General features: G+C 70.5%; 9 protein-coding genes. 2 read left to right on the plus strand and 7 right to left on the minus strand.

Translation table 11 applies throughout. From position 1 onward, the window contains the following. Positions 1-66: 66 nt before the first annotated feature. The 6 genes from AB0M47_RS40625 to thrS all read right to left on the minus strand — a co-directional run bounded on the left by AB0M47_RS40625 (position 67) and on the right by thrS (position 6,268). A complete protein-coding gene (locus tag AB0M47_RS40625; protein WP_363423790.1) occupies positions 67-507 on the minus strand; it encodes a DCC1-like thiol-disulfide oxidoreductase family protein in 441 nt (146 codons plus the stop codon). Between the two features lie 174 nt (positions 508-681). Further along, a complete protein-coding gene (locus AB0M47_RS40630) occupies positions 682-1,476 on the minus strand; it encodes a polysaccharide deacetylase family protein (protein WP_363423793.1) in 795 nt (264 codons plus the stop codon). Positions 1,477-1,664: 188 nt separating this feature from the next. Continuing rightward, entirely contained in the window at positions 1,665-2,375 is a 711-nt protein-coding gene (locus tag AB0M47_RS40635) for a VOC family protein (protein WP_363423796.1), read from the minus strand. Positions 2,376-2,404: 29 nt separating this feature from the next. Beyond that, complete coding sequence (locus AB0M47_RS40640; RefSeq protein WP_363423811.1) at positions 2,405-2,899, minus strand: HIT domain-containing protein; 495 nt, start codon at positions 2,897-2,899, stop codon at positions 2,405-2,407. Positions 2,900-2,970: 71 nt separating this feature from the next. Continuing rightward, positions 2,971-4,149 carry a Gfo/Idh/MocA family oxidoreductase gene (locus tag AB0M47_RS40645; RefSeq protein WP_363423799.1) on the minus strand — a complete coding sequence of 393 codons (1,179 nt, stop codon included), beginning with the start codon at positions 4,147-4,149 and terminating at the stop codon, positions 2,971-2,973. Between the two features lie 28 nt (positions 4,150-4,177). After that, positions 4,178-6,268 carry a threonine--tRNA ligase gene (gene thrS, locus AB0M47_RS40650; RefSeq protein ID WP_363423801.1) on the minus strand — a complete coding sequence of 697 codons (2,091 nt, stop codon included), beginning with the start codon at positions 6,266-6,268 and terminating at the stop codon, positions 4,178-4,180. A gap of 205 nt (positions 6,269-6,473) precedes the next feature. On the opposite strand from thrS, the gene AB0M47_RS40655 reads away from it, so the two are divergent. Then, positions 6,474-7,409, plus strand: a complete 936-nt coding sequence (locus tag AB0M47_RS40655) for a serine hydrolase (RefSeq protein WP_363423804.1) — start codon at positions 6,474-6,476, stop codon at positions 7,407-7,409. A 14-nt stretch (positions 7,410-7,423) separates the two neighbouring features. Next, a complete protein-coding gene (locus tag AB0M47_RS40660; RefSeq protein ID WP_363423807.1) occupies positions 7,424-7,897 on the plus strand; it encodes a type II toxin-antitoxin system PemK/MazF family toxin in 474 nt (157 codons plus the stop codon). Here the strand turns inward: AB0M47_RS40660 and AB0M47_RS40665 are convergent. Continuing rightward, a complete protein-coding gene (locus AB0M47_RS40665) occupies positions 7,883-8,893 on the minus strand; it encodes an adenosine deaminase (protein WP_363423809.1) in 1,011 nt (336 codons plus the stop codon). The genes AB0M47_RS40660 and AB0M47_RS40665 overlap by 15 nt on opposite strands. Positions 8,894-9,011: the final 118 nt, after the last annotated feature.

Raw genomic sequence — 9,011 nt, forward strand, 5'->3', positions numbered from 1 at the left:
GCGCGGGCCCATGTTGACGACACATCTGCATGTATCCGCGCGGCCCTTCATGTTGTCAAGCGTTGATCATGAAGAATTACGCATCAGGTCGTTAGCCAGTTTGCGCACCGGCGCGGGGGCGACGGGCGTCGCGGCGGGGTGGTCGACGGGCAGCGCGCACGCGGCGGTGCCGCCCGGCATGTGGTGCCGGTTGCGGGCGATCAGGCGGTAGAGCGGCCAGGCGGCGGCCCGCACCGGCGGCAGGGCGAGCACCCAGCCGAACGGCTTCCAGAACAGGTTGCTCGACCGCAGCAGCGCTCCGACCGCCTCCGGTCCGGCCAGCGGCTCCCGGCCCTCGGCGACCCACTGCACGGCCTGCTGGGCCGCCTGCTTGGAGACGCCCAGCTCCGCGAGGTCGGCTCGCTGCCATGGCACGACCTCGGCAGGCGTCGGGATCCACCGGTTCACGAAGTTCGCGCACAAGGTGCAGAAGGCACAGTCACCGTCGAAGACGAAGGTCGGTCTCACGTGACCATCTTCCCGCTTCCCCGGCCGGGTCCGCGACCCCGCCACGTGTTCCGCTGATCACGCCCGCGACCGGTCGGTCCGAATCACGCCAGCGAGCCGGAATCACGCTGAAAGCAGCGGCGGGCCGATGACGCCGAGACGGGCGGGCCGCTTGACCGACGCCCAGGGGCTGGTTCACGAAGTGTCCGCCCGTACGGCATGGGCCGAGGCGAGCAGCTCGGACAGCGTCACCGGCCGCAATCCCTTGGCCCGCAAGCCCTGCACGATGGCAGCCAGATTCCGCACCACGAGCAGGCGGCTCTTCGCGCCCACGTCGTGGGCCAGGATGATCGATCCCGGGCGGGCGTCGGCCACGACTCGCTGGACGAACCCGTCCGGGTCGCCGGCGTACTGCTTCTCCGGCACGGGCTGGCTCCACATCGCGATGTCGTAGCCGAAGTGGTCGGCCGCGATGAGCGTCGTCCCGCCGACGTGGCCCCACGGCGGGCGCATCAGCCGCGGCTCCCGGCCGAGGCGCAGCACGATCTCGTCGTGCGCCGCCTGCAACTCCCGCAGTACGCCGTCCGCGTCCAACTGGGCGAGGTCGGCGTGCGACCAGGTGTGGTTGCCGATGTCATGACCGTCGTAGCCGCCGGGTCCGACGACGCCGGCGTGATCCCGCAGATGCTTGCCGACCAGGAAGAACGTGGCCGGAGCGTCGAGTTTGCCGAGGGTGTCGAGCACCTGCGGCGTCCACTCGGGCATCGGCCCGTCGTCGAAGGTCAGCGCGACGAGCGGGGCCTCCGTCTCGACGTGCCAGAAACAGCGGATCGAGCCCCGATTACTCCAGTCGAGGGAGTTGCCGGCGGGGGCGTACCCGCCGTCGAGCGGCAACCTGTGTGGGCTTAGCGCCCGGCGGCCGGCCGTCGCGGCGACGGCCGTGACACCGGCGGCCACTGTTCCGCCAGCGAGCATGGTGCGGCGTGACACCGACATTGTGAACCCCCCGTAAGGCGCGGATCGCGAAGGCGAATCACGTCCTTAGGAGAATCGTGCGGTGCCGGTGCCCCGCGTCGCCACCCTATCGACAAACTCGACTAACCGTGCACGCTGGCTGACCTGCGATCACCTGCATGATCACCGACGAACGGGCGAGGAAGACCGGCCGGTCGGCCGCCTCACCAGACCAGACAGAACGGGTGCCCCACCGGGTCGGCGAAGACCCGGAAATCCTGGCCTCCACCCGGTAGCCTGGTCGCGCCCAGCGCCAGCACCTGCCGCTCGCCCTCCTCGGCGTCGGCCACCGTCACGTCGAGGTGATACTGCTGCGGGTACGCCGGATCAGGCCAGCGCGGCGCGGTGTAGACGCCCACGTTCTGGAAGCAGACGGCGGGCTGGTCCTCGGCCGAGATCATGGCCCCTTCGGGACCCTCGTAGGTGGTCTTCATCCCCAGCAGCTCGGCGTAGAAGCGGGCCAGCGCCGCCCCGTCCGGGGAGTCGATCATGAGGTCGGCCAGGCCGACGCCGTCCACGCCGTCGCGCTGGCACAGGCAGAACGGGTGCCCGCTGGGGTCGGCGAAGACGCTGAAGGTCTCGCCGCCGCCGGGCAGCCGCGTCGCGCCGAGCTTCTCCGCGCGCTCGATCCCCGCCGGAAGGTCCGCGACGACGAGGTCCAGGTGCATCTGCTGGGGGTACGCCGGGTCGGGCCACCGCGGCGCGACCAGGTCCGGCGCGAGCTGGAAGGCGACCTTCCAGCCTTCGGGGGTCTGCGTGGTGATCCAGTCGTCGTCGGTGTTGATCACCTCGAAGCCGGCCAGATCCCGGTAGAAGGCGGACAGTCCGACGACGTCGGGGGTGTCCAGGACGATTTCGCTCAGTTTCCCAATCACGTCACCTGCATACCCGCCGGGTGTGACACTCAGGCCGCGGCTCCGGCCGGACCGCCGCCCGGAGTCGGCGGCGGCCAGGCGGCCGACAGCAGGTCCCGGGTCTCGGTCAGCAGCTGAGGCAGGGGCTTGGTCCGCCCGATGACGGGCATGAAGTTCGCGTCGCCGCCCCAGCGCGGCACGATGTGCTGGTGCAGGTGTCCGGCGATGCCCGCCCCCGCCACGCCGCCTTGGTTGATGCCCAGGTTGAAGCCGTGCGGCGCGGACACCTCGCGGATCACTCGCATCGCCGTCTGGGTGAAGGCCGCCAGCTCGGCGGTCTCCGCCGCGTCGATGTCGGTGTAGTCGGCGACGTGCCGGTAGGGACAGATCAGCAGATGCCCGGGGTTGTACGGGAACCGGTTGAGGACGGCGTACACCCGCTCGCCGCGCGCCACCACGAGGCCGTGCGTGTCGTCGGCGGGCGCGACGCAGAACGGGCAGCCCACCGGTTCAGCCGACGAGTCCCCGCTCTGCACGTACGCCATCCGCCAGGGGGTCCACAGCCGTTCGAGCCCGTCCGGCTCCCCGATCTGTTCCACGTGGACAGCCTATAAGCTCAGCGAACCTGGGCGTTGGCGTAGTACGCCGCCAGCTCCGGGTCGAGCGCCGGCACGTCCTGCGGTACGCCGCCCGCCCGCAGCGACACCGTGGCCGACACCCCCGCCGCGACGCTCATCCGGGCCGCGACCGGAGATGTGTCGGTCGCCCCGCCGTCCCGCACGAACCGGCAGAACTCCGCCATGATGAGCGGGTCCGCCCCACCGTGCAACTGGGTCGCGCCGGGGATCTCGTAGACGGTGTCGGCGTCCTCCCGGTAGCCGGAACGGCGCTGGTTCCACACCTTCACCACGCCGCCGGGGCCGTCGCCGAAGTTCTCCAGCCGCCCGGCGTCGCCGATGACGGTGTAGTTGCGCCAGTAGTCCGGCGTGAAGTGGCACTGCTGGTACGCCGCGACGATCCCGTTGTCCAGCACCATGTTCAGCACGGACACGTCCTCGACGTCGATCTCGTGGTGCAGGCCGGACTGGGCCAGCGGCGGCCAGTGCTTCTCCGGGGCGTACCAGTCGTCGTGCTTGGGCTCGCCCGGCGCCAGCCGGTCGGTCACCCGGTTGTAGACGCGCAGGTCGCCGAAGGCGCTCACGCGCTGCGCGTACCCGTTGGCGAGCCAGTGCAGGACGTCGATGTCGTGGGCGGCCTTCTGGAGCAGCAGGGAGGTGGTGTTCGCCCGCTGGGCGTGCCAGTCCTTGAAGTAGAAATCGCCGCCGTGGCCGACGAAATGGCGTACCCATATGGTCTGGACGGAGCCGATCTCACCGCGGGCGATGATGTCGCGCATCAGCCTGACCACGCCCATGTGCCGCATGTTGTGGCCGACGTAGAGCCGGGTGCCCGTGCGATGGGCCGTCGCGAGGATGGCGTCGCACTCCTCGACGGTGATGCCGAGCGGCTTCTCCACGTACGCGGCCTTGCCCGCCTCGAGCACGTCGGTGGCCACGCGCAGGTGCGTGTGGTCGGGGGTCATGACGACGATGCCGTCGATGTCGGGACGGTCGAGCAGCGTCCGGTAGTCCGCGACGGTCTCGACGCCCTCGATCATCGACGCCGCCGTCGCCAGGGCCGCGGGGTCGGTGTCCGCGACCGCCACCACCCGGGAGCCGGAGCCCGGGTGATGGCCGGCCGTCGCGAGACTCCGCCGCAGGCCGAAGCCGATTACTCCCAGTCGAACGTCTTCCATCGGGCCAAGATCACATATCCGCGGGGAGCTAGTCAACCGATTCCGCGTCGGCGGGAGCGGCGGTCGGGGCCGTGTTGGCCCGGGACCGGACGAACTCCTCGACGTGCAGCACGGCGTCCGCGATCGGGACGCCGTTCCGCTGCGACCCGTCGCGGTAGCGGAACGAGACGGTGCCGTCGGCGACGTCCTGGTCCCCCGCGATCACCATGAACGGGATCTTCTGCCCCTGCGCGTTGCGGATCTTCTTCTGCATCCGGTCGTCCGACGCGTCGACCTCGGCCCGCAGCCCGCGCGCCTTCAGCTTGGTCACGAAGTCGTGCAGGTACGCGACGTGGTCGGGGCCGTCGCCGGCGTCGCCGGGGAGGCTCTCGGCCGAGCCGCCAGGAGTGCGGTCAGTCCGGATCGGGATGCCGATCACCTGGATCGGGGCGAGCCAGGCCGGGAAGGCGCCCGCGTAGTGCTCGGTGAGCACGCCGAAGAAGCGCTCGATCGAGCCGAACAGCGCGCGGTGGATCATGACCGGGCGCTGGCGGGTGCCGTCGGCGGCCTGGTACTCCAGCCCGAATCGGGCCGGCTGGTTGAAGTCGACCTGGATCGTCGACATCTGCCAGGTACGCCCGATGGCGTCCCGCGCCTGCACGCTGATCTTCGGGCCGTAGAACGCCGCGCCGCCCGGGTCCGGCACCAGCTCCAGGCCGGAGCTGCGCGCCGCCGTCTCCAGCGCCGCCGTGGCCTCGGCCCAGTCCTCGTCCGCGCCGATGAACTTCGGCGAGTCGTCGCGAGTGGACAGTTCCAGGTAGAAGTCGTCCAGACCGTAGTCGCGCAACAGGTTGAGGACGAAGTCCAGCAACGCTGTCAACTCACCCGGCATCTGCTCCTTGGTGCAGTAGATGTGCGAGTCGTCCTGGGTCAGGCCGCGTACCCGGGTCAGGCCGTGCACCACGCCGGACTTCTCGTAGCGGTACACCGTGCCGAACTCGAAGAAGCGCAGCGGCAGCTCCCGGTAGGACCGGCCGCGCGCCGAGAAGATCAGGTTGTGCATCGGGCAGTTCATGGCCTTGAGGTAGTACTCGGCGCCTTCGAGCTGCATCGGGGGGAACATCGTGTCGGCGTAGTAGGGCAGGTGGCCGGAGGTCTCGAACAGCTGCGCCTTGGTGATGTGCGGCGTGTTCACGAACTCGTAGCCGGCCTCCTCGTGGCGCTGCCGCGAGTAGGCCTCCATCTCCCGGCGGATGATGCCGCCCTTCGGGTGGAACACCGCCAGACCCGACCCGATCTCGTCCGGGAAGGAGAACAGGTCCAGATCCGCGCCGATCTTGCGATGGTCGCGCTTAGCCGCCTCCTCCAAGAAGGACAGGTACGCCTTGAGGGCGTCCCGAGTCGGCCAAGCGGTGCCGTAGATCCGCTGCAGCTGCGGGTTCTTCTCGTCGCCCCGCCAGTACGCCGCCGCACTGCGCATGATCTTGAACGCCGCGATCAGCCGGGTGCTGGGCAGGTGCGGACCTCGGCACAGGTCGCCCCAGCAGCGGTCGCCCGACTTGGGGTCGAAGTTCTCGTAGATCGTCAGCTCGCCGCCGCCGACCTCCATGACGTCGGGGTCGACATCGCCCTTGACGTCCACGAGCTCCAGCTTGAACGGCTCGTCCTTCAGCTCGGACTTGGCCTGCTCCAGCGAGTCGAACCGGCGGCGCTTGAAGGTCTGGCCCTGCTTGATGATCTCCTGCGCGCGGGCCTCGATCTTGGCCAGGTCCTCCGGGTGGAACGGCTTGGGCACCTGGAAGTCGTAGTAGAAGCCGTTCTCGATGGGCGGGCCGATGCCGAGCTTGGCCTCGGGGAACACGTCCTGGACCGCCTGCGCGACGACGTGCGCGGTCGAGTGCCGCAGCACGTTCAGGCCGTCCGGCGAGTCGATCGGGACCGCCTGCACCTCGACGTCGGTGGCCGGGGTCCAGTCGAGGTCCCGCAGGGTGCCCTCGGCGTCCCGGACGACGACGATCGCCTTCGGGCCGTGGACCGGCAGTCCGGCGGCGGCCACCGCGGCGGCGGCCGTCGTCCCGGCGGCCACGGTGACGACGGCGTCTCCGCTGGGGCCTGCGACGGGTGCGGGCGCTGCGCTCACGATGTGCTCCTCGAGTAGTTTCGGATGGTGGCCAGAGGCGGACATTCCGGCCTGGGTCATGCTATCGCCACGCTGTCCCGGCCCCCGGGCCAGCCCCGCGGACTCCCCGGCCGCGTCGCCGCCGCCGGCCCGCGAGCAGTGAGGTGCGCCACCCGGAAGCGCAGCTGACAGGTTGCTCACAGCTTGCTGAGTCAAGGTCGATGACATGGAGGACACGACTCATCGCCCCCAGCTGAGCCGTCGGCGTCTGATGGGCATCCTCGCCGGCGGCATCGCCGCCTCCGCGGTCGGCGGCGTCGGCATCTTCACCACCCAGTCCGGCGGTAACGCCGCCGCCCCGTCTCCGGCCCCCGCCACGACCTCTTCCTCCGCGGCCGCCGGGTCCACGTCCGCGTCCGCCGCCGAGAAGACCGTGACCCCGGTCGTACGCGTACAGACCGACGAGGACACCTGGTACGCCTGGCAGTGGGTGAACCTGACGACCGGCGCGACCTATGGATCGGCCGACGCGGCGAAGCAGACGAACAACACCGAGTCGATGATCAAGGCGTGGATCGGCGCCGACTACCTCGCCGGGCTCGAAGCGTCCGGGCAGCCGCTCAGTGACGCCGACAACGCGCTGATCACGAAGATGATCAAGAAGTCCGACAACGCCGCCGCCCAGACGCTGTACCTGCGCCGGGGCGGCGACCAGGTGATCCAGCGGGCGATCGACGAATGCGGGCTCACCGGCACCGCGATCACCGAGTCCTGGTGGTCGAAGACGCAGATCACCGCGCTCGACGCCACCCGGATGATGCGCGAGATCCTGACCCGGGCCGAGACGTCCGAGCTGGTGCGATGGCTCGTCGACGACCTGATGCGCAACGTCGACGACGACAACGCCTTCGGCATCGCCCAGGCGCTGGCCGAGACCGATCCGCAGGCCGACCCGGCGGTGAAGAACGGCTGGACCGACCACGCCAACACCGGCCTCTGGAACCTGAACTGCCTGGCCGAGTGGACCTCCACCGGCACCGGCGACCACATCGTGCTCGCGATCCTGACCCGCTACCCGCTCGGCTACGGCCAGGCGTACGGGGAGAAGGTGTGCCGCGAGGTCACCAGCCAACTCCTGGGACAGCTGACCGTCCAGGCGTGACATACAGTCTGGCCATGATCTGGTGGGTCCTGCTGGCCGTCGCCCTCGCGCTCGTCGCCGTCGTCGTCATCGTCACGCGCACGAGGAAGCCGGCCCGTAAGCCCACCCGGCCGGCACGCGGGCCGAAGACCGGCCCGAAACCCGCGCCGCCCAAGCGAAGCACCACCCCGGGCACCGGGCCGCAACCCGGCGAGATCTGGTGGGCCGACGTGCCCTATGAGGACGGCACCGGCCACAAGGTACGCCCGTGCCTGATCCTGCGGGGCGGCTCGCGGGACCGTGAGGTCCTGAAGATCACCAGCCAGGACCAGTCCGACCGCAACGATCACGTCGTCATCCCGACGCGTACCTGGGATCCGGGCGCCGACCACAACAGCTGGCTGGACCTGACCGGCCCGATCCGGGTGCCGCTGGGCGGCTTCCAGGACCGGGCCGGGACGCTCGACGCCAAGATCTGGCAGAAGGTGCGCCGCCTACACGGCGTGTGAGTACGCCTCGATCTCGGCGAGCAGCGCGGACTTGTCCGCCTCCGACGCGAACGACTGGCGTACCGCCGCGCGCGCCAGGTCGGCGACGCCGCGCTCGTCGAGGCCGAGCAGTTCGGCGGCGACGGCGTACTCCTTGTCGAGCCAGGTGGAGAACATCGGCGGGTCGTCGGTGTTGATGCTCAGTTGAACACCGGCCGCGACGAGCTGCGGCAGCGGGTGCTCCGCCAGCGAGGCGACCGCCCGGGTGCAGACGTTCGACGTCGGGCAGACCTCCAGCGGAATCCCGTGCTCGGCCAGGTACGCCACCAGCTCCGGATCCTGCACCGCGCGGATGCCGTGACCGATCCGCTCGGCGCCCAGCTCGTGGATGGCGTCCCACATGCTCTGCGCGTCGCTGGTCTCCCCGGCGTGCGGCACTGAGTGGAGTCCGGCCGCCCGGGCGGCGTCGAAGTACGGCTTGAACTGCGGCCGGGGTACGCCGATCTCCGGTCCGCCCAGGCCGAAGCTGATCAGCCCGTCCGGCCGCTGATCGAGCGCGATCCGCAGCGTGTTCTCGGCCGCCTCCAGCCCGGCCTCACCCGGGATGTCGAAGACCCACCGCAACTGGAGGCCGAGTTCGTGGGCGGCGGTCACCCGCACGTCCTCGATCGCCTCGCAGAACGCCTCGGCCGGAATCCCCCGCCGGACGCTCGACCACGGGGTCACGGTCAGCTCGGCGTACCGGACGTTCTGGCCGGCCAGGTCAGCGGCGATCCCCGCGGTGAGCGTACGCACGTCCTCGGCGTCGCGGATCAGGTCGACGACGCTCAGGTACACCTGGACGAAGTGGGCGAAGTCGGTGAAGGTGAAGTACTCGGCGAGCTTGTCGGCGTCGGCCGGCACCGGTGAGGTGCCCTCGTGCCGGGCGGCCAGCGCCGCCACGGTCTGCGGCGACGCGGATCCGACATGGTGCACGTGCAGCTCGGCCTTGGGTAGGCCGGCGATGAACTCCTGCATCGGCAGATCATAGGCGGCCCGCTGGCTCACCTCCGGCGCGCCCACACCCCGGCGCGCCCGCCCCCTCCGGCGCGCCCGCCCCACCCCCCGGCGCCCCTGCCCCACCCCCCCCGGCGCC

Source organism: Hamadaea sp. NPDC051192 (assembly GCF_040682475.1).
In the GTDB taxonomy this organism is placed as follows: domain Bacteria; phylum Actinomycetota; class Actinomycetes; order Mycobacteriales; family Micromonosporaceae; genus Hamadaea; species Hamadaea flava.

Coding starts and splice junctions, on each gene's coding strand:
- AB0M47_RS40640 (WP_363423811.1), bottom strand. CDS start 2,899: ATGGCGTACGTGCAGAGCGGGGACTCGTCGGCTGAACCGGTGGGCTGC.
- AB0M47_RS40660 (WP_363423807.1), top strand. CDS start 7,424: ATGATCTGGTGGGTCCTGCTGGCCGTCGCCCTCGCGCTCGTCGCCGTC.
- AB0M47_RS40655 (WP_363423804.1), top strand. CDS start 6,474: ATGGAGGACACGACTCATCGCCCCCAGCTGAGCCGTCGGCGTCTGATG.
- AB0M47_RS40665 (WP_363423809.1), bottom strand. CDS start 8,893: ATGCAGGAGTTCATCGCCGGCCTACCCAAGGCCGAGCTGCACGTGCAC.
- AB0M47_RS40645 (WP_363423799.1), bottom strand. CDS start 4,149: ATGGAAGACGTTCGACTGGGAGTAATCGGCTTCGGCCTGCGGCGGAGT.